This window comes from Desulforegula conservatrix Mb1Pa (assembly GCF_000426225.1).
In the GTDB taxonomy this organism is placed as follows: domain Bacteria; phylum Desulfobacterota; class Desulfobacteria; order Desulfobacterales; family Desulforegulaceae; genus Desulforegula; species Desulforegula conservatrix.
On sequence record NZ_AUEY01000026.1, the window covers coordinates 14,739 to 40,493 of the forward strand.

The 25,755-nt window shown below is 40.8% G+C and carries 19 protein-coding genes; 9 read left to right on the forward strand and 10 right to left on the reverse strand.

The features are described 5' to 3' along the window. Window positions 1-25 precede the first annotated feature (25 nt). Window positions 26-853, reverse strand: coding sequence for a cytidylate kinase-like family protein (locus K245_RS24020; RefSeq protein ID WP_051284047.1), 828 nt, complete (start codon window positions 851-853; stop codon window positions 26-28). Between the two features lie 438 nt (window positions 854-1,291). Between K245_RS24020 and K245_RS0110920 the strand changes: the two genes are divergently transcribed. Next, complete coding sequence (locus K245_RS0110920; protein ID WP_027359316.1) at window positions 1,292-2,209, forward strand: alpha/beta fold hydrolase; 918 nt, start codon at window positions 1,292-1,294, stop codon at window positions 2,207-2,209. 413 nt (window positions 2,210-2,622) lie between these two features. Here K245_RS0110920 and K245_RS0110925 read toward each other — a convergent pair whose 3' ends face one another. Together K245_RS0110925 and rlmD are read right to left on the reverse strand one after the other, a co-directional pair. Then, window positions 2,623-5,796, reverse strand: a complete 3,174-nt coding sequence (locus tag K245_RS0110925) for a hybrid sensor histidine kinase/response regulator (RefSeq protein ID WP_027359317.1) — start codon at window positions 5,794-5,796, stop codon at window positions 2,623-2,625. A gap of 586 nt (window positions 5,797-6,382) precedes the next feature. Next, on the reverse strand, window positions 6,383-7,765 hold the full coding sequence (gene rlmD, locus K245_RS0110935; protein ID WP_027359319.1) for a 23S rRNA (uracil(1939)-C(5))-methyltransferase RlmD: 1,383 nt from the start codon (window positions 7,763-7,765) through the stop codon (window positions 6,383-6,385). Window positions 7,766-8,079: 314 nt separating this feature from the next. Here rlmD and K245_RS0110940 point away from each other — a divergent pair, with 314 nt between their 5' ends. Beyond that, on the forward strand, window positions 8,080-8,814 hold the full coding sequence (locus K245_RS0110940) for an alpha/beta hydrolase (protein ID WP_027359320.1): 735 nt from the start codon (window positions 8,080-8,082) through the stop codon (window positions 8,812-8,814). A gap of 240 nt (window positions 8,815-9,054) precedes the next feature. On the opposite strand, the gene K245_RS0110945 is transcribed toward K245_RS0110940, so the two are convergent. After that, a complete protein-coding gene (locus K245_RS0110945) occupies window positions 9,055-10,665 on the reverse strand; it encodes a B12-binding domain-containing radical SAM protein (protein ID WP_027359321.1) in 1,611 nt (536 codons plus the stop codon). A 205-nt stretch (window positions 10,666-10,870) separates the two neighbouring features. Between K245_RS0110945 and K245_RS24025 the strand changes: the two genes are divergently transcribed. Continuing rightward, window positions 10,871-11,620: a rhomboid family intramembrane serine protease gene (locus tag K245_RS24025; RefSeq protein WP_051284048.1), complete on the forward strand. Its 750-nt coding sequence runs from the start codon at window positions 10,871-10,873 to the stop codon at window positions 11,618-11,620. 33 nt (window positions 11,621-11,653) lie between these two features. Here the strand turns inward: K245_RS24025 and K245_RS0110960 are convergent, their stop codons facing one another. The 5 genes from K245_RS0110960 to K245_RS0110980 form a co-directional block, all read right to left on the reverse strand. Continuing rightward, window positions 11,654-12,124 (reverse strand): HAD family hydrolase, encoded by a 471-nt coding sequence (locus tag K245_RS0110960; RefSeq protein ID WP_027359322.1) that lies wholly within the window; start codon window positions 12,122-12,124, stop codon window positions 11,654-11,656. 232 nt (window positions 12,125-12,356) lie between these two features. After that, the gene (locus K245_RS24030) at window positions 12,357-13,004 is read right to left on the reverse strand and encodes a class I SAM-dependent methyltransferase (protein ID WP_051284049.1); all 648 of its coding nucleotides are present in this window, start codon (window positions 13,002-13,004) and stop codon (window positions 12,357-12,359) included. 73 nt (window positions 13,005-13,077) lie between these two features. Next, entirely contained in the window at window positions 13,078-15,435 is a 2,358-nt protein-coding gene (locus K245_RS0110970; RefSeq protein WP_027359323.1) for a DNA translocase FtsK, read from the reverse strand. 10 nt (window positions 15,436-15,445) lie between these two features. Next, window positions 15,446-17,107: a ribonuclease J gene (locus K245_RS0110975; RefSeq protein ID WP_027359324.1), complete on the reverse strand. Its 1,662-nt coding sequence runs from the start codon at window positions 17,105-17,107 to the stop codon at window positions 15,446-15,448. Between the two features lie 19 nt (window positions 17,108-17,126). Continuing rightward, on the reverse strand, window positions 17,127-17,459 hold the full coding sequence (locus K245_RS0110980; protein ID WP_027359325.1) for a hypothetical protein: 333 nt from the start codon (window positions 17,457-17,459) through the stop codon (window positions 17,127-17,129). A gap of 373 nt (window positions 17,460-17,832) precedes the next feature. On the opposite strand from K245_RS0110980, the gene K245_RS0110985 reads away from it, so the two are divergent. Both K245_RS0110985 and K245_RS0110995 read left to right on the forward strand, forming a co-directional pair. Then, window positions 17,833-18,993, forward strand: a complete 1,161-nt coding sequence (locus K245_RS0110985) for an OmpA family protein (RefSeq protein WP_027359326.1) — start codon at window positions 17,833-17,835, stop codon at window positions 18,991-18,993. A 737-nt stretch (window positions 18,994-19,730) separates the two neighbouring features. Next, the gene (locus K245_RS0110995) at window positions 19,731-20,621 is read left to right on the forward strand and encodes a DUF2167 domain-containing protein (RefSeq protein WP_027359327.1); all 891 of its coding nucleotides are present in this window, start codon (window positions 19,731-19,733) and stop codon (window positions 20,619-20,621) included. Window positions 20,622-20,761: 140 nt separating this feature from the next. Here the strand turns inward: K245_RS0110995 and ychF are convergent, their stop codons facing one another. Beyond that, window positions 20,762-21,871 carry a redox-regulated ATPase YchF gene (ychF, locus tag K245_RS0111005; RefSeq protein ID WP_027359328.1) on the reverse strand — a complete coding sequence of 370 codons (1,110 nt, stop codon included), beginning with the start codon at window positions 21,869-21,871 and terminating at the stop codon, window positions 20,762-20,764. Window positions 21,872-22,248: 377 nt separating this feature from the next. Here ychF and K245_RS0111010 point away from each other — a divergent pair, with 377 nt between their 5' ends. The 4 genes from K245_RS0111010 (at window position 22,249) to K245_RS0111025 (ending at window position 25,578) form a co-directional block, all read left to right on the forward strand. Continuing rightward, a complete protein-coding gene (locus tag K245_RS0111010) occupies window positions 22,249-22,842 on the forward strand; it encodes a Maf family protein (protein WP_027359329.1) in 594 nt (197 codons plus the stop codon). A 21-nt stretch (window positions 22,843-22,863) separates the two neighbouring features. Beyond that, window positions 22,864-23,556, forward strand: coding sequence for a YggS family pyridoxal phosphate-dependent enzyme (locus K245_RS0111015; RefSeq protein ID WP_027359330.1), 693 nt, complete (start codon window positions 22,864-22,866; stop codon window positions 23,554-23,556). Beyond that, window positions 23,553-24,101 (forward strand): epoxyqueuosine reductase QueH, encoded by a 549-nt coding sequence (locus K245_RS0111020; RefSeq protein ID WP_027359331.1) that lies wholly within the window; start codon window positions 23,553-23,555, stop codon window positions 24,099-24,101. Before K245_RS0111015 ends, K245_RS0111020 begins: the two co-directional genes overlap by 4 nt. A 331-nt stretch (window positions 24,102-24,432) precedes the next feature. After that, window positions 24,433-25,578 carry a Na+/H+ antiporter NhaA gene (locus K245_RS0111025; protein WP_027359332.1) on the forward strand — a complete coding sequence of 382 codons (1,146 nt, stop codon included), beginning with the start codon at window positions 24,433-24,435 and terminating at the stop codon, window positions 25,576-25,578. The last annotated feature ends 177 nt before the right edge of the window (window positions 25,579-25,755 follow it).

Consider the following 25,755-nt stretch of genomic DNA (forward strand, 5'->3'; position numbering starts at 1 on the left):
TACCGATTCCCTGCTTTTGATAATATTATCTGGACATATACATTAACGAACGGGGCGTAATTTCTTCAGTCACCTGTATGTTCACCGATTTAACCCCTTCGTATGAGCCGACTTTTTTCTCTATTTCAGAAATAATAGCGCTCTTGTTAGGAACGGTCTTGGGTATCTGAATGTCAACCACGCCTGAATCAGCAGATACTATAGCATCATGATACTTGTCCACAATCAGAGCCTTGGCATTGGCTGAAAGAGTTATGTTATCAAGTATTCTTCTTGAGTCTTCTGTGGTTGCAAAAGATTTAAGCGAAGCAGTATGACAAATTGCGCTTACACAATCTTCAATGGTTATTTGTTTAAGGTTAAGAATCAAATCATATAATTCAGGATCATTCTGATCCATTCCATACAGATGCTGAGTCCATTTTTTACCTGCTTCGTCATCATTCAGGAGAAGCTTTCTCGCGACCGTGGCTGTAACATTCTCACGAACTATCTCTTCTTGCACTCTTGACTCAAAATCTGCAATCGTTCTTACTTTCAAGGCATGCGAAATACCCTGAAGGAAGAAATGCCCAGCAAGCCCATGATAAACGACATTGTCCTTTTTGATGTAATTCAGCAAAGCAGCTCTAACATAGGCAATATACTTTTCTTTCCCATGGGTAAGTTTTTCAAAAAAAGATGGCCCGTCATGTATTGCCTTGGCAAGCTGAATTTCTGGAACGTTAAACTGCCCGGAAGCCTCTATCAAAATCTCGCGAGATATGCACTCATATCCAAGCCGTTCGGCTACATGCTCAGCAATATACTTACCTCCGCTGCAGGATGCTCTCGAAATACTTATAATTGCCATATAAAGACTCCTTTTGATAAGGTTGAACAGAATATTTTCCTAATTGTATTTACTAATAAATTTAGGAAAAATCTTTTTGAGGCTGTAATTAAGAATGATGGACTCGCAAAAAGTCAGATTTATGTCATTCCGGCGCAGGGGCGGAATCCGGAAGCGTTTGAAAATACAAAGATTCCGTATCAAGTCAGGCATGACGATCAGGGCTTTTTCTGACTTTTTGCTAACTTGTCAAGAACAAGGATTTTTAAAAAATAATTATGACAAAAATTTTATCAGAAAAGATAAAATCCAAATAATTCGATTTTAAGAAAACAAAAAATAATATACTTATATATCCTCCCGGTGACGCATTCTGTCAAACAAATTTTGACAAATAGCAAAGCCATTATTATATCTGTTAACAAAATAATCTGGACAAAATATTATCTGGAGACAGCCATGACAGAGATCATAGATACAGCCCCAAATGAAGGCTTTGTGAATATACCCGGCGGAAGAATTCACTTTCTTGACTGGAGCGGGAGTGGCCCGGAAGCACATCTTCTCCACGCCAATGGTTTCTGCGCCGGGACTTACAACCCATTTGTAAAGCACCTGGCGAGCGATATAAAAATCACTGCTACGGACATAAGAGGACACGGTGATTCCATAGGCCAAACATTAGGGAAAATCAACCACTGGAAAATTTTTGCGGATGATCTTAAAAATTTCATAGAAAAAAAAATGAGTCCGCCTGTAATTGGAATCGGCCATTCTCTTGGTGCTGTAACAACTTATATGGCAGCGGCTACATATCCCCATCTTTTTTCAGGAATCATTCTAATTGATCCTGTAATTCTGCCAAAAAGAATTCTTTATCTTTTTAAAGCTCTCAGACTTACAGGACTGATTGGAAAATTCCATCTTGCAAGTGGAGCAAGGAGAAGAAAAAGAGTTTTCTCAAGTAAAAATGAAGCATTACAGAGATTTACGTCCGGTCGTGGGATTTTCAAAACTTGGTCTCCTGAATTTGTGGATGCATACCTTGAATGCGGACTTCTTGAGGAAGACGAAAATACAGCAATACTTAAATGCGATCCTGAACTCGAAGCGCAGATTTTTGAGTCAGCACCAACAGATGCATGGGAATTCGCTTCTAAGATTCTTTGCCCTGTCCTTGCAATAAGAGGTGAAAAATCAGATACATTTTATCCTGACGCTGCGGAAAGCCTTAAAAAATATATTAAGGACTACACCCTTGTAACAGTTCCAAACACCGGACATTTTGTCCCAATGGAAAAACCAGAAGAATGCGCTTTAATAATAAAGGACTTCATTAAATCCAAAATTCTTGGGCAAATTGAGAGCGCCGCATGATCTTAGGTTTAAAAAGGCCAATTCGTAGGTCTGATTAGAGCGTTCTTTGCTCGTAATCCGACATTGATCCGAATGCAATGTTACCCTTATAAACCAACGAAGATAGGAATAATAAGGATATTCAATGTCACCATTCTTATGGTGAGTGCCTCCGGCGGGTCGCTTTTTTGAAAAAAAGTTCCTCATTTTTTTCATTCAGGGATATAAACCAAGGATATAAATAATGATGGGCTTGCAAAAAGTCAGATTTCCGTCATTCCGGCACAGGCCGGAATCCAGAAGTCACTGAAAATACAATAATGCCGGGTCAAGCCCGGCATGAAGCTAACGGCATTTTTCGACTGTTTGCGAGTCCATCAAAATATGGTTTGTTCGAACATCATTAAAAAGAGCAGGATAATGGCAGAGCCGCGCTAATTTTTTTTAATATTAGAAATAACCCTGCTGAGTTCGGCAAGTTTGTATGGTTTCTGGATGAACTGGAAAGAACCTAAGTCATTCTTGTCCAAAAAATTAATTTCCCGGGTTAATCCCGAAGTAAATACAACTTTTACATCCGGATCAATCTGCTTTAAGAGCCTGAAAGCTTCAATACCTGTAATTCCTGGCATAACCATATCAAGAAAAACCGCGGTTATTTCATTTTTTTCTTTTGTAAAAATCTCCATTGCCTCACGACCGTCACATGCAGTCAATACATTATAACCAATGGATAAAAGAAGTTCGGCAGCCGTACTTCTGACAGCTTCCTCATCATCGACAACAAGAATACATCCCCGGCCCATAACTGTCTCTTCATGTTGTTTAGCCCGGAGATATTCACCTGACTTAGCGGAAGGAAGATAAATTCTGAAAATGGTTCCGGTGCCTATTTCACTATGAACGCTTATTGCCCCATGATGCTCCTTTACAGAGCCATATACAGCCGAGAGTCCGAGACCGGTGCCTTTGCCTATATCCTTGGTTGTAAAAAAAGGTTCAAAAATCTTGGAGATGATTTCAGGCTGGATTCCAAGTCCAGTATCAGCAATGTCAATCTCAACAAATTTACCAGGTTCTACGGCATAATTAAGGCTTTTGCAGAATGCGTCATCAAGCGTAATGTCTAAAGTTGTAAAAACTATCCTTCCCCCATCAGGCATTGCGTCCCTTGCATTTACAGCAAGGTTGATAAAAACATTCTGAAGAAGGTTAATATCTCCGGTCACAATCGGAGAGCAAGACTTAAACTCAGTTTCAATGGTTATCCGCTTGTCTATGCTTCTTTCAAGCAGAGCAATTGCTGCACGAATCGGCTCGTGTATATCGATGGGTCTTGAAACCATTTGTGTTTTTCGTGAAAAGGCAAGCAGTTTTTTTGTAAGTCCGGCAGCGATTTCAGCCCCTTTGATAATTGAGACCGCGTATTTTTTTAATGGAGAATCATCCTTAAGATAAATTGCCAGAAGCTCGGCATTTCCCATAATACCGCTAAGCAGATTATTAAAATCATGGGCAACCCCTCCTGCCAGCTGCCCCATAACCTCCATTTTTTGGGACTGACGAAGCTGTTCCTCAAGGCGTTTTTCTTCGGTAATATCGACTATCATTGAAAGAATGCTTTTTCTGCCATCTGAGTTAATGGTGACAGAAGAAATAATAGAATGGATCGTCTCACCATTAACAGTGGTTGCCGTTAATAAATGATTCTCGACAAAACCATCCTTGACGAGACGCTCAAAAAATTTATCCCTGTCATAATTTGATGATAGCAAACCTATATTTTTGGGCGTCTTGCCAATAATATCCTTTTTTGAATATCCGGTCAGGCGCTCAAAAGCAGGGTTGACGCTACTGTATTTACCATCGTCAAAATTTCTTATTGTTATGGCATAAGGGGCTTTTTCAAATATTGCCCTGAAATGTTCTTCCCTTGTTTTCAGCTGTTCATGGAGTGCGTATTCTTCCGTGACATCGCGTTTTGCGGCCATAAAACCTATTATTTCACCATTTTTGGCCCTGATAGGAGATATTATGGAATCTTCTATAATCTCATCCCCGGATTTGACTCTATTGATTATTACTCCTCTCCATACCTCACCATTCAAAAGCTTGGCCCACATCCTCTTATAAAAGTTGCTGCTATGCTTTCCACTTTTCATTATACTCGGTTTTTTACCGATAACATCATCCGGGGTATAGCCTGTAATTATTTCAAAAGCCGGATTTACATACTCTATTATACCGTTAATATCCGTGATTATAACTTCTTCTGCGGCCTGCTCGATAACGGTTGCGAGACGAGCCATTTCTTCTTCATGTTTTTTTCTGGCTGAAATATTTCTTGCGGAACCAAGTATACAGATCTCGTTTTCTATCAATATTTTTGTCAGAGCGACTTCGCAAACGATCATGGTGCCGTCAAACCTTAGATGCAGCCATTCAAAAGACTGGGGTATATCATTAAGAACCTGCTCAATAATCTCCTTTGCCTTTTCATCAGATCGCCTTCCATCTGGCTGATAATCAGGAGAAAAATATGCTGGTGTTTTCCCTATTATATTATCCCTGCCTGCTCCAAACAGGGCTTCGGTTTTTATGTTGCAGTCTATGTATATACCGTCCCTTAAAATAAAAATTGAATCATTTGAAAAATCAAAAAGTTTTCTGTATTTTGCTTCGTTTTCCTTTAACTGGTTTTCAGCAACTTTCCATGCTGTTATGTCCATGAATGAAGCTATTGACTGCAATGAGTCAGGGATCATTCCAACTTTCATATATATTGATTTAACCCTGCCGTTACGGTCTGTAATCCTGCATTCGTATTCTGTTGGTATGTCGCCGGACTCTTTTTTTCGTCTCCCTGAATGATAAAGCCTCATGCGGTCATTATCCTCTTGAACTACGAAATCCGACCACTTCATTATATTTTCAGTTTCTTCTCTTTTGTACCCTGTCATGCCCAGAAATTTGTCATTGGCATACAATATGGTCATGTCATGATCTATTATAATGGTTCCTGTGCCGGTGTTTTCAAAAACAGACCTGTACATTTTTTCACGAACTGCAAGCTCTGAAAATTTGTTTTCCTTTTTCCCCCTGTCGCCAAGCAATTCAATTATTCTGCCAAGATAAGAGGCCAGATCCTCAAGTCTGCTGGAAATAACGTCTGTGACGAGGAATCCACCTGAAGTATAAAGAGTCAGAACGCCACTTGCATGAGGATTGTTCTTGACTGGCAGCGCGATAACTGAATCAAAACCTTGGGATATGGCAACACTTGCCCATTTTAAGAAATCATCATCAGATGAGATTCCGCTGATCCTAATAATCCTGTTCTGACGCAAGGCCAGAGATGATGGGGTTTCATTATTTGAGCCTTTCTCAAAACCCGAAATATCCGGGAATGCTTTTTCATCAGGATAAACATTTACAGGGATGATTCTACCTGAGTCCAAACACGGCTCTCCATACCAGGCGAGATCAAATGGCCCTTCTTCCACGAACGTTCTGCACAGGGATGTAATAATAGTTGCAGGCAGTTCCCCATTAATGATTATCTCTCTGCATTTATCAAACCATGCATCTGAAGATGTGAATGTGGTCATGTGGATTTATATAGCCTTTTAGTAGGTTCCCAGTTTTAGATCATTATGTTTTGATAAACATCAGTAAAACTCATTTTCCATGAAATATAAACCGTTTTTTATTCTCCTGATTTTATAGATTCACTCTGATTTTGAAGACCTCGCAAAAAGTCTGAAAAAGGCTTCATGATCATGCAAAACTTGATCCGGCACCTTTTTATTTTCAGGTACTAACAGTGGAGAGAAAAGGAGATGCATAGGATAATAAAAAAAGTAACTATACAGTTAGCTTTTTAAAGGGATAGCCTTATTCTTGGAAAACCCTTTTTGTAAAAAGTGCTTTCCAAACCTTTCCCAAAAACTTTTTTATGATATTTTTAAGAAAGTTATACACAACGGATTCAGGCAACAAATCTAAAACCTGAGGTTTTTTGCCAATCTTTTTTTCAAAAAAGCGTCCTTTTAAAAGGTTGAATTTCATATTTGGTGAATAGATACAAAAAATCAAAATTGATGGCCTCTCAAAAAAACAGAAAAATGCATCGGCGTCATGCCGGACTTGATCCGGCACCTTTTTTTTCTGGATACGGCTCAACAAGGTTTATCTTTAGAGCAGATCGAGTCTTGCCACAGCTTCTATATGGTAAGTATTTGGAAACATATCCACAGGCTGAATTTGATTTACCTTGTAAAATTTCTTCAATTCCAGAAAATCCCTGGCCATTGTGGCAGGATTGCATGAAACATAAACAATCCTTTTGGGGGCCATTTCAATAACCTGCTTAACGACTTCCTTTGACATCCCTGATCTTGGAGGATCGACAATCATGACATCAGGTTTTTCAACATCACTCAGAATATGAGCGACATCTCCCAAGTGGAATGAGCAATTTTCTATGCCATTGCGCTCTGTGTTTTTCCTTGCATCTATGACAGCACTTTCAACAATCTCGACTCCGGTAACTTTCCTTGCATACTGGGAAAGCCATATTCCAATTGTTCCGGCTCCGCAGTATAGATCGACAACATCTTCCGAACCTGTGAGGCCCGCACATTCGGTGACAATAGAATAAAGCTTTTCAGCGCCTCTTGTGTTGGTCTGGAAAAAAGAATTAGGGGAAATTTCAAACTCAAATTTACCGAGGCGCTCGATTATATAATTATTCCCGTAAACAGGTTTTTCGTATTCCCCAAATGCAACGCCTGCCTTACGGGCAGTTATGTTGTTAACAATTGAAGTGATATTATCGAATTTTTTAGTCAGTTTGTCGGCAAGGGAGAAAATCGTTTTGTCATTTTCTGAGGAAGTAACAAGATTAACCATCCAAGAATCCGAGTAAACAGAATGCCTGAGCGTCACAAATCTCCAGAAGCCTGTGTGAAGTCTCTGGTTGTAGGCATCAAGTCCTGATTCTAGAGCATGGGATCTTATTTCCTGAAGAATATCGTTACCCTGTTCAGGCATGAGATGACATTTTTTTATATCAATTACCCTCTGAAATGATTTTGGGGCATGGAAACCAACTCCTGCCCCTCGTTCCACGCCTTCGACTCCGAGTTCGCCAGGCATGAGCCATCTGTCAGGGGAAAAGGTGAATTCCATTTTATTTCTGTAAGCAAAATTATTTTCTGAAGATACTGCAGGAAGGACAGTCACATTATCCATCAAGGCAATATGCTCGATGGCCTCCCGTACATGATTTGTTTTGTAATGAAGCTGTCTTTCATAATTTATAAACTGCATGGAGCATCCGCCGCAAACTCCGCTATAGTCACAGACGGGGTCAACCCTGAATTGCGACGGAGTAATTATTTCAAGAACCCTTGCCTCGCCAAAACTTTTCTTGTTTTTTGTAACCCTTGCAAGTACGAGATCACCTTCAACAGCGCCGTCAACAAATACTGCAAACCCTGAAATTTTTGCGAGCCCACGACCGCCAAACGCCAGATCAGATATTTCCAGGTGAATGTCCTGCCCCTTTTTAATCATCGAAAACGCCTTTTCCCTTAATCAATAATATTTTCAAATTATTCTTAACTTATGATAGTTTAAGGGTGGCCTCTAAAAATTAAAATTTTTGATGTGGTAGCCAAGGGAATCAGCAGCGTCGCACTAAGAACCGGAGTTTATGCGGTATAAATAAGGCTTAGAGTACGACGCTGACGCTGCTAACGCGCAAAAAGACAATTTTTAGAAGTGCCCTTAGAAAGACTTATTAAACTCAAACAGCTCCTTTATCAAGGAATCCTCAAAAAAATAGCATTTTTAATATTTTAGCCCTCTGGACGGGGAATTACTAAATCATGAATAAATATAATACTACCATAAAAAACATATCCTTTTATTCGGATGGCCTTAGAATAAACGCGTGGCTCCATCTGCCTGAATCCGAAGACAACGGCGATAAAATACCGGCAGTTATTGGATCACATGGTTTTCTGAGTGACGGCACATCGGGCAAGATGATAGCCCTTGCAAAAGGACTGAATGAAAAAGGAATAGCATTTTTAAGACTGGATCACAGAGGCTGCGGAGAAAGTGAAGGAAACTTCGCGGAAGTGACCTCACTTGATGGAAGATGCCAGGATATAATCAGCGGAATAAGCATTCTTAGATCCCATCCGCGCCTTAACGGCAGATTCGGAATTTTTGGAAGCAGCATGGGCGGCTCCACAGCCATTTCTGCATTTGGTAAAATCAACGCAAAGGCAATTGTTACACTCGCGGCTCCAGTCAGGGGATCATCCATAATTAGAAGACCAGATGATCCGAATCCTCATAACCTTACTGAGGACTTCTATGAAACCGGCCTTAAATTCGAGATCAGCGATAACCTGTCTTCTTTAAGGAACTGCCTCGTATTTCACGGAGAGGAAGACCAGGTGGTTCCATGCTCAAATGCCGATGAAATAATTATTTCTGCAAATGATCCGAAAAAAATCATCATATTTAAAAGCGGTGATCACAGAATCACAAACGAAGAACACCAGAAAATTTTAATAGATGAAGCAATTAAATGGTTTGTTTCGTATCTATAAAAAATGCTTGTTGCCCTTATTTCATTTTTGACAATGTCGCAAAAAAGTCAGATTTCCGTCATTCCGGCGCAGGTCTTAATCCAGAAGTGTCTAAAAAATACAAAGATGCCGGATCAAGTCCGGCATTACGCCGCCGCCCTTATTTGACTTTCTGCGAGGCCATCAGTTTTAAATCAAGTGGTCAGATTCGCTCATGGCAATAAATTACCTTAAAAATAGGGAACGACTTAAGAAGCCTTTTCATAGAAAATCCAGTTTATATGCAAATCTCTTGCATAATTCTTCGCATGAAGAATGTTCATAAACGTACCCGTTTTTCTCAATACCCCTTATTTTAAAATCATACAAAAAGGAGTTTATGAGACTTATCCCGGCACTGACTCTATCTTCAAAGTGTATTGTGCCCATGGCTAATTTTTCAGGCCTCAAAGACTGAATACTCATTTTATCGAGGGATTTCATGAAATTCAGTATTCTTCCAAGCCTCATTACTGTCGCTGTTTTGATTCTGTCTTCTGGTTTTGACAAAGGCATGGCGCTTGATCTCATCAGGGAAAATGATCCTGGAAGCTGGCCTGAACCTGACAGAAGTGCATAATCCCTGCTGCCAGGTGCGGGGTAATAGACAGAAACTCCAACAAGAGCGTTTCTTGATGAAAAATAAACCAGATCATCAACACTTGATTCGAGGCTTTGTCCTGGCCCTCCTGCGATGACGTAACAGACACATTCAAGACCAGCTTTTCCCGCATTTTCAAGGACTTCGTCCAGACAGTCCATTATATCGGGCCTTCCGAATTTTTCAAGCTGCTCCCTTGATGTTGAGCCAACAGATAGATTAAGTGTCCTGAACCCTGCCATCCTCATTTTCATCATCAGTTCAGGATAGAGCGAAGGAGGGAAAAGGCCATTCATTGCCCTTAGTTCAAGTCCAGGAAATTCATCGATTACAGCGTCAAGTATCTCATTGAACCAGACTTTATCAAGGGACAGATTCTCGTCCTCAAAATCAATGAATCTGGCCCCATATATTTCGACTGCTGTCTTTATTTCCTCAATAATCTGTTCGGGATTTCTCTTTCTCCACCTTATATTCGCAGACCCAACGCAGCAATAAGAGCATTTTAAAGGACAACCGCGGCTTGAAGTTATTACAGCGCTTCCGCCATCTTTTCTTGAATAAAAACCATGATCCATGAGATCAAGAGCCGGAATTGGTATTTCAGAAAGATCATGAACAATCGCCCTCTCATTTTTTATTATCCGTTTATTGTCATCCTTGTAGACAAGCCCGGGAATATCTGTAAGCGGAGAACCGGACAATAAAGCGTTTGAAAGCATGGGCAAAGCATGTTCACCTTCTCCGGTTATTACAAAATCAACATATGAATTTTCAAGAAGATGTTCAGGAATTGCGGTCGCATGATGTCCGCCCATTACAATATATGCGTCGGGCATTACGCTTTTTATTGATTTTGCGGTCTGAAGCGCCACTTCACTGTACGCTGTGAAAAGGGATGAAATACCTACAAGAAAAGCTCCGGTTTCTGCGGCCCTTTTCGCTATATTTTCAAAACCATAGCCAAAATGCTTATATCCATTGAAAAGCGCAAGAGGAGAAATATCTTCTCTACCGTAGAATTCAGCAAGGTAATTCATTTCCTCAGGAACGGATATTTTCCTTGACCTTGACGTGGCAAGACCGTCTATAAGTGAGACGTCAAATCCGCTTTTCCTTAATGAGGCTGCAATTGAAAGAAGTCCGTATGGAATCGATCGCTTTGAAGTAAAATAAAAATCCCTTATGGGAGGCTGTACAAGAATAATTTTTCTGTTTTTTATTGAGACCATGTATACTGTCCGGTAAAAAGCAAACTTCGCAAAATATTGACAAAGTCGCAAAAAGTCAGATTACCGTCATTCAGGCGCAGGCCGGAATCCAGAAGTATCTGAAATAACTGGATGCCTGATCAAGCCCGGCATGATGCCGACGCTATTTTTGTCTTTTTGCGACTCCATCAAAATATTAAAGGATTAAAAAATCCAAAGGTAAAATATGAGTGAAATGCAAAACAAATCTGTAATTACAGGAAAAATATCAAAAATCACTGAAAAAATTGAATTTGATCCTGAATTTCTAATAAAGGCAGTAATCACCCAGAATATGATCATGTTCGCAATATCTGTGGTCCTTTCAGGAAGAAGGGTTTTTCTTGATATCAACCCACTGACTTTTCTGCAGGTTACGTCCGAGAGTCTTATCAGATTGGGAGCATCAGGCTCCGGGCTTGTTTTTGAAAAGCATATGTGGTGGACCCTTCTTTCTGCTGGCTATAACCATGCGAATCTGCTGCATATTGTTTTCAACATGCTCGCATTTATGAGCCTGGCCAGACTTATTGCTGCTCTTTACGGCAACTCAGTGATGTTCATAATCTACACTGTTTCAACTACAACCGGCTTCCTGATGTCAGCACTGGCAGGAATTCCTCTGACAGTCGGAGCCTCGGCCGGCATCTGCGGTCTTGTCGGAGCCTCCATAATTTTTGGCACTGTGTCCAGGGACGCCATTGCAATTGTTGTAAAAAAGCAGACTACAGGCTGGATTGTAAGTCTCATAATGATGGGGCTCATGATAAGAGGAATAAACAACTGGGCGCACGGAGGCGGTTTCCTCGGAGGCGCTGTGTATGCTTATTTTGCACTTAAAACAGCTGGAATAAAAGGAATGGGCAAAATACACTTATTGTTGTCCGGCGCATGCGTGCTTGCAACCGTTCTGGCTTTGGGCACAGCCGTATTCTGATATTGGATAGATTATTGAAAAGAGTCCATAGCATCAGGTTCTCAGAGTTGCCTTGAGCCTCAGGGGATTTTCAAACAGCGAAAGAGCATCAATAATACTCGTACAGACAATATCTGATTTCAAAAGTACGGCTGTACAGGCGCCTTCATTTAAAATCACACAAATCCCAAGTGCTGCATTTTCAATCATAAGCCCGTCATTTTTGCCGTTTCCGATTGCCACGGTTTTTTCTTTTCCAAGCGAGAGGATATAAGCCAGCTTTGACTTATCCTGGCCACCTTCAGGTATTACATGAATCTTGCAATTAACTCCTGCAAGGCTTTTAATCACACTGCCAAAAGTATCTGCAGTAATAACATGGACAGAAATTGATTCGGCAAGCCTGTTAATAAGATCGCCGACAGTAGCTATAAGCTGACCGTCAAAAGCTATGGTACCGTTATAATCAAGCACAAGATGCTCTATATCAAGACGGCTATTTCCAGGAATATCTATAGAAAACATAAAAATTTACCTAACAGTAGCTTTTTTCAAACCGGCGGGGCCTGTCCCTGTGAAAATCTGGAGCCGTAATCCAGAAGTATTTAAGAATATAAAGATGCCGGATCGAGCCCGGCATGACGCCCCCGCTCTTTATTGACTTTTTGCGAGTCCATCAGGCTTGAAAAGGTCGCAAAAATTTAGCTTTCAGACTTTCCTGTGTATGCCTGAATCAGAAAATAACTGATAATAATAATCAAGCCGGCAAATCTGATGGAAGCTCCAGCCCTGTGCGTCTTTTTAGAACTCCTAGGGTCTTTGTTCTTTCCAGCTCTATAAAAAGACCGGTTGATTTGGCCTTTTCATAAACATACCATGGCGCCTGTCCACCATCTTCGGGTTTTTCGAATATATCGTGAACAACAAGAAATCCATTTGGCATTATATGGGATGACCAACACATATAATCAGTATAAGCGGCTTTAAATGTATGCCCGCCATCAATAAAAACCATTGCAAGCGGTGTTGACCAGCGCCTTGAGACAACAGCTGAACTGCTTACAATCGGAATAACAGTATCTTCAAGATCAGCCAGTTCAAGGGTTTTTCTGAAAAACCTAAGGGTATTGATTTTTCCTTCCGCATCGTCAAACAGGTCAGGATCAAAATAAAGCTGGTCTGGCTGCTGTTCTTCAGAGCCACGATGATGATCTATTGAAAAAAGGACACTGTTATGCTTTTTACACGCAGAGCCAATGTAAATACTCGATTTCCCGCAGTAGCTTCCAATTTCAAGGCATGGCCCTATTTTTGCCGCTGCTTCGGAAACTTCATAAAGCCTCTGTCCCTCTTCTTCATCCATGAAACCCTTGACGCTTGCTATCAGATTCTTATCGTAATCCATCTTATTCCCGTTTCAAAACATCCGTATTTTTGCGAAATTTTCTAAAAAAATGATCTGACTGATAAAATCATTATCATGCGGCGTCTTCATCACCGCCAGGCAAATCATAGCTTTTAATTAATACTTCCCTTGGTTTTGCCCCATCTGCTGGTCCGACAACACCGTCCCTCTCCATAATTTCAATAATTCTTGCAGCCCTGTTATAGCCTATTCTCAGATGACGCTGAACCATGGAGATTGAGGCGTGTTTCTGTTTTGCAACAAGCGCAACGGCCTCATCATATTTTGCGTCATAATCTTCACTGTCAACTTCTGCCTTGCCACCGGTTTCAGCGCCCTGGACAACATCTTCAATATATTCCGGCTCCTGCTGCTCTTTCAGAAAATCAATGACCCTTAGCACTTCATCTTCTGAAATATAAGCGCCATGTATTCTCTGTAGCTTGGCAGTACCAGGAGGAAGGTAAAGCATATCGCCATTTCCGAGGAGCTGTTCTGCGCCATTGGAATCAATAATGGTTCTTGAGTCAATTTTAGATGAAACCTGGAATGACAACCTGGTCGGAAAGTTAGCCTTGATCATACCGGTGAGAACGTCCACGGAAGGTCTCTGGGTGGCTATCACAAGATGCATGCCCGAAGCCCTCGCCATCTGGGCAAGCCTTGCTATGGCAACTTCAACTTCTTTTGAAGCCACCATCATGAGATCAGCCAGCTCGTCAATAATAATTACAATATAAGGTAGTTTTTCAAGTTCCGCATACTGGTCAGGATCTTCACCCCATAGTTTTTCAACTTTTTTATTAAACTGGGAGATGTTTCTGACCTTGTAGTCCGCAAGAAGCTTGTAACGCGCTTCCATTTCCCTTACAGCCCAATAAAGGGCATTTGTTGCTTTTTTCATGTCAGTAACAACAGGAGTTATCAGATGGGGTATTCCATCATAAACCGAAAGTTCGATTCTTTTCGGATCTATCATGATCAGCTTAACTTCATCAGGAGTTGCCTTATATAAAAGGCTAGTTATCATGACATTAAGCCCGACACTTTTACCTGCACCGGTTGCTCCTGCGATGAGAAGATGTGGCATTTTCTCGAGCTCTACTGAAACAGGATTACCGACAATATCCTTACCAAGACAAACAGTGAGCTTGGATTTTATCTTCTGAAAATCAGATGAAACGATCATTTCCTTGAAACTGACCATCTCCCTTTTTTCGTTGGGGATTTCTATGCCGATTGCTCCTTTGCCGGGAATAGGCGCGACAATTCTTATGCTAAGAGCCCTAAGTGCCAGGGCAAGGTCATCCGCAAGATTGGCCACCTTGCTTATTTTGACCCCAGGCGCTGGCTGATACTCAAAAGTAGTGACAACAGGTCCGGGAAGGACTGTAACAACCCTGCCCTGAACCCCGAAATCACCAAGCTTTTCTTCAAGAATTTTGGATTGGGTCCTTAGGAAATTCTCGTCAATGGAAGTCTGCTCAAACTTGGGATCATCAAGCAGAGAGATTGAAGGTAACTGAAAACCTTCTTTTCTAGCAAATGGCAGTTCGAGTTCGAATTTTATCTGGTGTGGTATTTTGGAAGGTTTTGGTCTTTCATCCTTAATCGTAATATCAGCTTCAGCAAGACCATCAGTTTTTTCTTCAATTCCGACCTGAATCTTTTTTAAAGACTGTTCCGGGACATTTCTTTTCAGAGGCTCAGTCAAGGCCGCTTTAGGGATGCTTTCATCTTTATTTTTTTCCTGAGAAGACTGGATTTTTGAGGGTATTTTTACAGCATCTGGTTTGTTTACGGAAACTTCCCTCCGTTTTCTAAATCCTTCGATGAAATCAGCAAAAAAACGAGAAGCTCTGTAACTAGATAATTTTATTAAGGAAATCATGGCCACAAAAAAGGTCTTTAATGACAGACCTGTATAATAGCCAAGTTTAAGAATAATCCTGAAAATTGACATTCTTGAAACGAGAATAAAACCTACGAGAAATACGGAAACAAGTATGAGATAACCGCCTGCAGGCTGGGCAAACCTGAAAAGAAGATCCTGTATTGTTCCTGAAATTATGCTTCCTTCAGAGAATCTGGCACCAAAAATAGAACTCCGGTTAAAAAGTCCTCCGGTTGCTACAACAAGAAGCCCGGCTCCCATAGACTGGGGGATCCATTCGTCAGGTTCAAGCTCTTCACCTGAAAGCAGATTTATTCCGATATAAAATAATATAAGGGGAAACCAGAAAGAACCAATGCCGAACAGCCCCATCAATATGGAGGATACCCACGCACCTACTATTCCGAAAAGATTGTGAGTCCCGGATGCAGACATGGCCGCCTTAGAAGAAAGATCAGCCTGATCAAATGTCAAAAGACTGAAAAAAACAAAAACAACACAAAAGAAAAGCAATATGGAATAAATCTCTTTCCGCATGATACCTGATTTATACCTCGATTACCTGGGGAAGAATCACTGGTCGCCTTTCAATGGTAAAATAAAAATACTGACGTAGGGCCTTCTGAAGTCTGTTTTTTATTATATCAGGCCGATCATGCTGGCCTATTTCCGAATTATTCATCACTTCCTCAACTATTTCAAGGATTACGCATTGGGCATCTTCAACAAGGTGACCGGTTTCCATCCAAAAAACAAATCCGCGGGACTCTAATTTCGGGCCGTATAAAATCGTTCCGGTTTCTTCATCCAGAATCATGGTTACCACAACGATGCCATCTTCTGAAAGTGCCCTTCTCTCTTTTAATACGCTTCGTCCTACATCCCCAACACCCTTGCCGTCAATAAGAACTCTTCCGGTCTGAACGCTTTCGACAATCCTGCCGCCGTTTTCATCAAAGACCACAATGTCACCATTTTCGGCTATGAGTATGTTCTCGCCTGGAATTCCAACCTGCTCGGCAAGTCTGCCATGATGAATCAGATGCCTGTACTCGCCATGGACAGGCATGAAATATTTGGGTTTTGTAAGGCTTATCATGAGCTTCAGCTCTTCCTGGAAAGCGTGTCCGGACACATGGATTTCCGAAATTTTGTCGTATATGACATTTGCGCCTTTTCTGTACAGGCTGTTTATAATATTTGTTATAGCCCTTTCATTGCCTGGAATGAATTTTGAAGAAAGCACAACAGTATCATCTTCCTTTATCCTTATCTGCTTATGAACTCCAGAAGACATTCTTGCGAGTGCGGACATTGGCTCTCCCTGGCTTCCTGTCGTGATGATGAGCACGTCCTTGTCAGAAAGCAGTCCGAGCTGCCTGATATCCACAATCAAATCGTCCGGAAAATCCATAAATCCCAGAGACTTTGCAACACTAACCGATAGCTCTATGCTTCTGCCATTAAAGATTATCTTCCGCTTTCTTTTTATGGCTATATCCACAAGCTGCTGGATTCTCGCAACATTGGATGCAAAAAGGGCAATTATCACCCTGCCCTTGCTCGACGCGATTATCCGATCAAGGGTATCACCAACAGTCATATCTGAAATTGTATATCCTTCTTTTTCGACATTGGTCGAATCGGACAGAAGCGCGAGAACACCTTCTTCCCCGTGGCGGGCAAACCTGTTAACATCTGTCATCATCCCGGCTATCACAGTATTATTAATCTTGAAATCCCCGGTATGAATTATGAGTCCTTCAGGAGTCTTGATGGCAAGCCCTACTCCATCAACAGTGCTGTGATTGACCCTGATAAATTCGATATTAAACGGACCGATACTAATATTCTCACCGGCCTTGAGATCATTAAGATTTGCATGAACCGCAACGTCGTGTTCGCTAAGCTTGTTTCTTACTATTCCCATTGTAAAAGGAGTTCCGTAAACCGGCGGATTAACCTCTTTCAACAGATAAGGCAGAGCCCCAATATGATCTTCATGACTATGAGTCAAAAAAACAGCTGCTATCTGTGAACTTTTTTCCCTAACATATGTAAGATCGGGGATGACTATATCTACACCCAGCATATAATCCTCGGGGAACATAAGCCCTGCGTCAACCATGATAATGGTCTCATCATATTCAAAGACCATCATATTGAGACCGATTTCACCAAGTCCGCCAAGAGGTATTATTTTCAGCATCTGAGCTTCCTTAAAACAATTAATTGATTATTCCGGTTTCAGACATAAGATGTTCCACAAAATCGATTATCCATTTGAGCTGGGTTCCGGTGGCAAGTCCCATGCACGGGCAACGCATATTATTTCTGCTTCTGACAAGAAACTCCGCAGAAATTTTATCCTCATGAAGTTCGACTGCAAAATAATAAGGTTTACAGTCATTATGCGAAGCCTGAACAGGGGTTAATACATCTGCGGCTATTTCAATCCAATATATACCGTCAACACCTGAATTTCCATAAGTATTATCAAGTAATGTTTTAAGCTTTTCATGATCAGAATATCTCAAATCATCAACCACATATTGTCTCATAAAAAAATAAACCTTTGACTGAAAAACATTATAACATCTGTAAAAATTGACAAGGTCACGAAAGTACTATTTCCGTCGTTCCGGCTCAGTCCTAAATCCAGAAGTAACTGATAATACTATATGCTGGATCAAATCCGGCATGACGCCAACGCCCTTTTTTGACTTTTTGTGAATCCATCAAAATTGAGTTTATTTAAATCAAATATCTGTTTTTGAAATTACTATCAAGTTAAAGGCAAAAGAAAAGGTCAATTAATCAATTAATTCTTTGAAAAAATGAAATTCTGAAATATATATATGGGAAAAAAGTGCAGCAAAAAGCAAACTTTATAAAATTTTGCTTTTTTTATTATTCATGAAAAAAGGAGGAAGAATGAAATCACTAAGAGGATTACAATTAATACCAGTCATTTTGGTTGCCCTGCTTTTTGCAGGTTGCGCTGCAAAAACAACAAAAGTAACATTACCAGAAGCAAAAAAAATCAGCTCTGAAAAATACACCAACAAAGTTGATAACTTCATGGTTCTGATGGATGCTTCATCATCAATGTCTTATTCTTACAAAAATCAGGTAAAATACGACATTGCAAGAAGCATTGCAGAATATATGAACCAGACAATGCCTGATATGAAAATAAACGGAGCTATGAAAACCTTCGGACATGCGTCTGAAGTGACAAGCAAAAATGTTATGGATACCTATGTAAAGGCTCCGTACACAAAAGCAGCCCTCACTGCTGGCATCGATAAAGTGAAGGTGCCTGGCGGTCTCAGCCCCCTCTCTGAAGCAATTGATTCATCATACGAAGAAATCAAGTCCTACAAAGGCACCACATCCGTTGTTATAATTTCAGATGGCGAAGAAATGACAACAGGAGCAACAACCGACGCCCTTGATAAACTCAAGAAACTCGGAACAGTATGTGTTTACACAATCCATGTTGGCGACTCTCAGGAAGGAACAAGATTCCTTAAAGAAATATCCGGCAATTATGGCTGCGGCTTTGTGGTAAATGCTGAAGAACTTGCAAGTCCGGACAAAATGGACCTTTTCGTAAAGAAAGTATTCCTTAAGGACAAAGTTGCTTCCGCTGCTCCAGTAGCGATGGAAGGCGACAAGGACGGAGACGGAGTAAAAGACTCAAAAGACGAATGCCCTGACACTCCAAAAGGCATAAGAGTAAATGAAAAGGGATGCTGGGTAATAGGCGATCTTTATTTTGACTCAGGTAAGGCAGATCTCAAACCTGCCGGAATAGCAGCCCTTGACACTGTTATATCAATAATCAAAAATGCCGAGGATCTGAAATTTGAAATCCAGGGTCATACAGACACTGACGGAAAAAGAGAATCAAATATGAAGCTCTCAGAAAAACGCGCAAATGCTGTCATGGATTATCTTGTGAAAAAAGGCGGAATTGCTCCATCCAGATTGACTGCAAAAGGTTATGGCCCTGACAAGCCTATAGCTACAAACAAAACCGCTGCAGGAAAAGCAAAAAACAGAAGAGTTCAGCTCGACAGAATTAAATAGTATTTCAGATTTTGACAAGGTCGCAAAAAGTCCGATTATCGTCATTCCGGCGCAGGCCGGAATCCAGAAGTGGCTAAAATTAATGGATGCAGGATCAAGTCCGGCATGACGATTAAGCGATTTTTGACTTTTTGCGACTCCATCAGATTTTTATAAAAAAGTATAAAAGGCATCTGCCGTCTGGCAGGTGCCTTTTTTATTGATATACTAACCCAGTGGGAAAAAGCATCATATCGTCCAACTTTTTGTCAATCGACCTATCTACTCCAGGAATCTCAATAAGGTAATTACAATTTTAAATTAAGAGAGCATTGATTTGCAATGCCTTGTATGGTTAAATTGTCGTTAAAAAAATCAAATTCATAGGCCGGATTAGAGGGTCTTTTCCTCGTAATCCGACATTAATCCGAAGCCTTCTGGTAGGCAATATCCCCTTATAAACCTAAGAGAATAGGAATATAATAAGGATATTCAATATCTCCGTTGTTCTGGTGAGTGCCTCCAGGGAAGCAATGTAACCAATCAACCCAAGTCAGACAAAGCTTATTGGTCTGACAGTTAAACAGGTAATATGGCGAGTGCCTTGAGCGGGTCGCTTTTTGAAAAAAGCTCCACAAAAAATTTCATAATGGCTTTCAAGAAATCGAATATGAAACACAAATAATGATTCTTTGATATAAAAATGGAATATAATATCTTTCCTGCCCTCTAATTATTTAGAATGGGGAGTGACAAATATGACTGAAAAAATCTTATTTATACTCTCAATGCTTCTTGTGTCCATAAACGGCCAAGTATATGCAGATGAAACCCACGACGAAAGATTCATGAGGAAATTCGAGGCTTCCCTTGATTACAAAAAGGGAACTGTTCCAATTTCTGGAAACAGGGTTACGCTCAGATTAATGGAAGGCTACAGATTCCTTGATGAGAGGGACGCAAAAAAAGTCCTTTCAGGTTTATGGGGACAAAACATCCCTGAAAACACGGACGGAGCAATACTTCCTCCCGGAACAGGCCCTTTTTCTGATCATAACTGGGCGTATTTAATAACATTTGACCCCATAGGCCATATTTGTGACACAATTGACATTACCATTGATTCTGAAAAACTCATTTCAAAGCTGAAACAGAATCTGGTAATTGAAAACCTGAAGAGACAGAATGAAAATCGCCAGACCATGCAGATAGTCGACTGGGAAATAAAACCGGTATATGACAAAACAATTCGCTGCCTTTATTGGGCAATCAAATACTCATTCAGCAACGAAATTCAAAACGAAATTATCTACAATATAAAAATACTTGGAAGAAATGGAGTCCTGTCAATATATACACAGGTCAATGAAAAACTTGGAGATCAGCCCAGGAACAATTTTAAAAATATTATTAGATTTGCAAAATTCAATCCAGGACAGGAATACGAAGCCTTTAGCGAAAACACTGGCAATTTTTCAAAGTCAAATCTTTCGGAACTAATTACAGGTACAGGCATTAAAGAAGAAACAATAAAAGAAAAAATCATAGATATCATCGGTTCCTACAGAAGATTTATGATCCTGATTTTTTTTGCTTCGGTTTATCTGATCACGAAGCATTTCATAAAAAGTAGGAAAGCCGGATTATGATGGACTCGCAAAAAAGCAGAAAAGGGATTCAGTATCATGCCGGACTTGATCCGGCATCCAATACTTTCAATTATTTATGGATTCCGGCCTGCGCCGGAATGACGAAAATCTGACTTTTTGCGAGAGTGTCATTTATTAAATCATACATTAAACCTGAAATGAAGAACATCACCATCCCTAACTATGTATTCTTTCCCTTCAACCCTTAATTTGCCGGCTTCTTTTAGCTTTGCTTCGGATTTGTACTCGAAAAGCTCTTCACAATGATATGCTTCTGCACGGATAAAGCCTTTTTCAAAATCGGAATGAATAACGCCTGCCGCTTGCGGCGCCTTGGCTCCATCCGGAAAGGTCCAGGCGCGGACTTCTTTTTCTCCGGCAGTGAAATAGGTTTTAAGCCCGAGCATATTATAGCCTTCCCTGATAAGACAATCGAGCCCAGACTCATCGAGCCCTGCCGCAGCGAGAAATTCCTCTTTTTCCTCCCTTGACCCCAGCTCAGAAATCTCGGACTCAATCTTGCCGCAGATAACAACTATTCCTGATCCGTCGGTTTCAGCAAATGTTCTCACAGATTTTACGAAATCATTTTCTTTGCCTATATCCTCTTCACCAACATTGCAGCAGTATAGCTGTGGTTTCATGGTAATCAGGTGAAGATCTGAAACAAGTTCCTTTTCGTTTTCATCAAGCCCTGCATTTCTGGCAGGAATTCCTTTTTCAAGAGCAGCCCTGATGCGATCAAGAACCGGGGCAACGGCTTTTGCTCTGTCCGAGACCTTTTTATCATTTGATTTCATGAATCTTGCCAGGCCGTCGATTCTTTTCTGGACGGTATCGAGATCCGCAAAAGCAAGCTCAATGGAAATGGTTTCAATATCGCTTAAAGGATTGACCCGACCCTCCACATGAACAACATCATCATCCTCAAAACATCTTACCACATGAATAATGGCGCCGGTCTGACGAATATGTCCGAGGAACTGATTACCAAGCCCTTCTCCTTTGGAAGCGCCGCGAACAAGCCCGGCTATGTCAACAAACTCAACCACTGCAGGGATGACTTTTTTGGGAGATATAAATTCTGTGATTTTTGTCATTCGTTTGTCAGGTACAGCGACAATGCCGACATTGGGCTCAATCGTACAAAAAGGATAATTTGCAACTTCAGCGGGAGCTGAAGTCAAAGCTGAAAAAAGGGTGGATTTGCCGACATTTGGCAGACCTACGATGCCACAATTTAACTGCATGATTTGGTACTTCTCCTAAACTGCATAAAAAGGATGAAACATAGCCATTACAGGCCCCAAAGTGTTATCATCCGCCCATCATAATTAAAAAATGCCTTGTCAATATGGCAAGGGAAGAGTCTTTTTACAGCAATTTAAAAATTTTACAAGGGAGTTAGTCAAATAAAGATGAGGTGAAGCTGATCTGGAGGCCATAATTATCTGAAAGGCATTAATTGTTTTACAAAAAAACAGAAACGGTATTATTTACCATTCACAGCTTAGTGAAGCTACAGCTTATTTTCTGATACAGAATGGTGGGCATGGTTTTATATTTGATGTTTGCGACAAGTCATAAGAGATTTTAGCAGCGTTTTTTTAAAAAAAGAGGCAATGAAATGACGGTAATAATAAAAAAACCAGGCATAATACTGGCTTCAAACTCACCAAGAAGGCGGGAACTGCTTGGAATGGCGGGAATAGAGTTTGAAGTTGTGCCGGCATCTTTTGATGAGGAATCGGTGCCTTTTATGGAACCATCTGAATATACAAAATTACTGGCCGAGCAAAAGGCTCTTGAAGTAGCGAGAAAAAACCCCGATCATATGGTCATAGGAGCTGACACAATAGTTGTCATTGATGACCAAATCCTGAATAAACCATCGTCTAAGACAGACGCAGTTAAAATGCTGAAGATGCTCTCGGGCAGGACCCACAGGGTATTTACGGGAATCTGCCTTGCGTGCCTTTCCGAACACTTGATATATTCAGATTCAATAATTACAGATGTCACATTCAAAAGCTTAACCAATGAAGAAATCAACTGGTATACAAATACAGACGAGCCCTATGACAAGGCCGGTGGATATGCGGTTCAAGGAGCCGGCGTCTTTATGATCGAATCAATAAAAGGCTCATACACAAATGTTATTGGCCTGCCTGTAAGCCATGTGCTTTCCCATCTTCTGGATAATGGATTCATATCATACTAATAATAAAGCCGGGATTCATATATGGACGGACTCAAAGAACGAATTGCATCAATAAAATGCAGAATTGCAACAGCTGCAAAAAAAGCTGGCAGAAATACTTATGATGTCAGACTGATAGCTGTCAGCAAAAAGAAATCTGCCGAAATGGTAATACAGGCAATCGAAGCGGGCCAGACCATTTTCGGTGAAAATTATATCCAGGAAGCTGCTTCTAAGATAGAAGAGGTATCAAGACCGGAATCTTCCTGGCATTTTATCGGGCATTTGCAGAAAAACAAGGCAAAGTATGCGGTCAGATATTTTGATCTTATTCATACTGTTGATTCAGAAGCCCTGGCTTCAGAACTTGGCAAAAACGCCGCAAAAATAAACAAGATCCAGGATATACTGATTCAGGTTAGAATTGGAGATGAGGACTCAAAATCAGGAGTGGAGCCTTTTAAGGTCGCTGAACTTGTAAAAAACATCTCAAATATTGAAAATATAAGAATAAAGGGACTGATGACAATCCCGCCACCGGTCGAAAACCCGGAGGAAGCCAGAGCCTTCTTCAGGAAGCTTAAAAATATTTCTGATGAAATCAGGGCTAACAACATTCCCGGAGTATTAATGGATGAACTGTCCATGGGCATGAGTGATGACTTTGAAGTTGCCATAAGCGAAGGCGCGACTCTTGTCAGGGTCGGAACCGCAATTTTTGGGGGAAGATCTTGAAAATACTTCTTCACACATGCTGCGGCCCATGCACTATTTACCCTCTTGATGTCCTAAGAGAAAAAGATTTCCAAGTTACAGGCTTTTATTACAGACATAACATTCATCCTTATACTGAATGCAAAAAAAGGGAAGAGACGCTCCTTTCATTTGCCGAAGAATCAAATCTGAAAGTAATCGTTCAGAAAGGATATGAGCTTGAGGAGTTCCTGAGGAAGATGGTTTACAGGGAAAAGGAAAGGTGCAGATTCTGCTACCATGAGAGATTGAGCACCACGGCCCTGATGGCCAAAAGCGGCAGATTCGACGGCTTCTCGAGCACGCTTTTGTACAGCAGATTCCAGAATCATGAACTTATTCGTGAAACAGGAGAAGCTGTTTCAAAGAACCTGGACATACCTTTTATATATGTGGACTTCCGCGAAGGCTGGAAAAAGGGCATAGAAGTATCAAAGGAAAAAGGAATGTACAGACAGAATTACTGCGGATGCATATACAGCGAAAAAGACAGGTTTTTCAGGGAGTCCGGCAAAAAGGGGCAATAGGCCTGATTTTTGATGGCAAATTGACCATACAAGGACTCCCTTTCACAACTGTGTCTTTAAGTGTCCTAAGGTACATTCCTCCCCGAGGTCGCTTTTTTATTAAAAGTATCAGCTTTTTATTGGGGAAAAAATATTCGGCACTAAATGGGAACAGAGCCTTTAAAACTGATGGAGTCTCAAAGGGCTTAAGCGTCACCTGACTTGATAGGGCGTCCATTAATTTCAGCCACTTATTGATTCAGGTCTTCGCCGGAATGGCTGAAAAACGAGGCAGTTCTTCATAATCAATATTTTCCTGTTTCGTTGCCAATTTCTTTAATAAGGATAAACAATGCGCAGAACAATTAATTTATTGAGGGAATTTTCAATACCTCTCATATCAGGAGTAATAATAGGACTAATCTGGGCCAACCTATCTCCAGATACCTACCATCACCTTAACGAGGCAAAATGGTTTAAAAACATAGATTTTCATTTTTTTGTAAATGATGTTTTCATGGTGTTTTTCTTTGCCATTGCTGCCGTTGAAATAACAAAAAGTTTTCATCCGGGTGGAAATCTAAACCCGATAAAAAAAGCTATCAATCCGATCATTGCAACTCTTGGAGGAGTCACCGGCCCTATTGTTGTCTATATAACAATGAACCATTTCATAGGCTCACCAGAATTTGCAAACGGATGGGGAATACCCACAGCAACCGACATTGCCCTTGCATGGCTGCTGGCCAGATTTGTATTCGGTTCCGATCACCCGGCAGTATCGTTTCTTCTTCTGCTTGCAATCGCTGACGATGCCATTGGACTTGTGATAATAGCCATATTTTATCCTGATCTTAATAACCCTGTTAACCCTGCCTGGTTTTTACTTGTTTTTGCAGCCATGATAGCAGCGTATCTGCTGAGAAAATATAATACGAAAAACTACTGGCCATATCTTATTCTTGGAGGCATACCATCATGGACAGGACTCTTTCTCGCACACATGCACCCTGCCCTTGCGTTAATTTTCATAGTCCCTTTTATGCCATGTACCGAAGTTTCAAAAGGCGAACTCTACGAGGATGATCCTTCTGATCAGACCCCACTCGCAAAATTCGAGCACGAATGGAAAGTCATAGTAGACTTCGGACTGCTTATGTTCGGAATTTCAAATGCAGGCGTTGAGTTTTCAGAAATATCAACCGCAACCTGGCTCGTATTTTGTTCCCTTCTTTTTGGAAAAACCATTGGAGTCTTCGTTTTTGGCAGGATAGGAATGGCCATGGGATTCCCACTGCCTGACAGAATGGACAGCAAGACCCTTTTTGTGGCAGGCAACGTGGCTGGACTTGGCCTTACAGTAGCGCTTTTTGTCGCAGGCCAGGCTTTTACAGGGGAAGTCCAAGGAGCAGCAAAAATGGGGGCCCTGTTCAGCGCAGTTATTTCCTTAAGTGCAGTTGTGCTTTCGAAATTACTGAAAATAAAAAAGATAGATTAATGAAAACCAAAGAATCAATGGGGTTTTTGAAAAAAATACCCATGAAAAAAACTGTTCATTTTACGGCAATAATCCATGTTAACTTGATTTAAACTTAGGATAATATTCAGAGCGGATTTTTATGAAATTTTATGGCAGGAATAAATAAAAAACCGGTTTCCCTCATTGGAGAGAAAC

What these genes read in the sequence shown, in the direction of transcription:
- K245_RS24025 (WP_051284048.1), top strand. Translation starts at nt 10,871, where the DNA reads ATGAGTGAAATGCAAAACAAATCTGTAATTACAGGAAAAATATCAAAA.
- rlmD (WP_027359319.1), bottom strand. Translation starts at nt 7,765, where the DNA reads ATGATTAAAAAGGGGCAGGACATTCACCTGGAAATATCTGATCTGGCG.
- K245_RS24030 (WP_051284049.1), bottom strand. Translation starts at nt 13,004, where the DNA reads ATGGATTACGATAAGAATCTGATAGCAAGCGTCAAGGGTTTCATGGAT.
- K245_RS0110920 (WP_027359316.1), top strand. Translation starts at nt 1,292, where the DNA reads ATGACAGAGATCATAGATACAGCCCCAAATGAAGGCTTTGTGAATATA.
- K245_RS0110925 (WP_027359317.1), bottom strand. Translation starts at nt 5,796, where the DNA reads ATGACCACATTCACATCTTCAGATGCATGGTTTGATAAATGCAGAGAG.
- K245_RS0110995 (WP_027359327.1), top strand. Translation starts at nt 19,731, where the DNA reads ATGACTGAAAAAATCTTATTTATACTCTCAATGCTTCTTGTGTCCATA.
- K245_RS0110945 (WP_027359321.1), bottom strand. Translation starts at nt 10,665, where the DNA reads ATGGTCTCAATAAAAAACAGAAAAATTATTCTTGTACAGCCTCCCATA.
- K245_RS0111010 (WP_027359329.1), top strand. Translation starts at nt 22,249, where the DNA reads ATGACGGTAATAATAAAAAAACCAGGCATAATACTGGCTTCAAACTCA.
- K245_RS0110985 (WP_027359326.1), top strand. Translation starts at nt 17,833, where the DNA reads ATGAAATCACTAAGAGGATTACAATTAATACCAGTCATTTTGGTTGCC.
- K245_RS0111015 (WP_027359330.1), top strand. Translation starts at nt 22,864, where the DNA reads ATGGACGGACTCAAAGAACGAATTGCATCAATAAAATGCAGAATTGCA.
- K245_RS24020 (WP_051284047.1), bottom strand. Translation starts at nt 853, where the DNA reads ATGGCAATTATAAGTATTTCGAGAGCATCCTGCAGCGGAGGTAAGTAT.
- K245_RS0110960 (WP_027359322.1), bottom strand. Translation starts at nt 12,124, where the DNA reads ATGTTTTCTATAGATATTCCTGGAAATAGCCGTCTTGATATAGAGCAT.
- K245_RS0111025 (WP_027359332.1), top strand. Translation starts at nt 24,433, where the DNA reads ATGCGCAGAACAATTAATTTATTGAGGGAATTTTCAATACCTCTCATA.
- K245_RS0110970 (WP_027359323.1), bottom strand. Translation starts at nt 15,435, where the DNA reads ATGCGGAAAGAGATTTATTCCATATTGCTTTTCTTTTGTGTTGTTTTT.
- K245_RS0110975 (WP_027359324.1), bottom strand. Translation starts at nt 17,107, where the DNA reads ATGCTGAAAATAATACCTCTTGGCGGACTTGGTGAAATCGGTCTCAAT.
- K245_RS0110980 (WP_027359325.1), bottom strand. Translation starts at nt 17,459, where the DNA reads ATGAGACAATATGTGGTTGATGATTTGAGATATTCTGATCATGAAAAG.
- K245_RS0110940 (WP_027359320.1), top strand. Translation starts at nt 8,080, where the DNA reads ATGAATAAATATAATACTACCATAAAAAACATATCCTTTTATTCGGAT.
- ychF (WP_027359328.1), bottom strand. Translation starts at nt 21,871, where the DNA reads ATGCAGTTAAATTGTGGCATCGTAGGTCTGCCAAATGTCGGCAAATCC.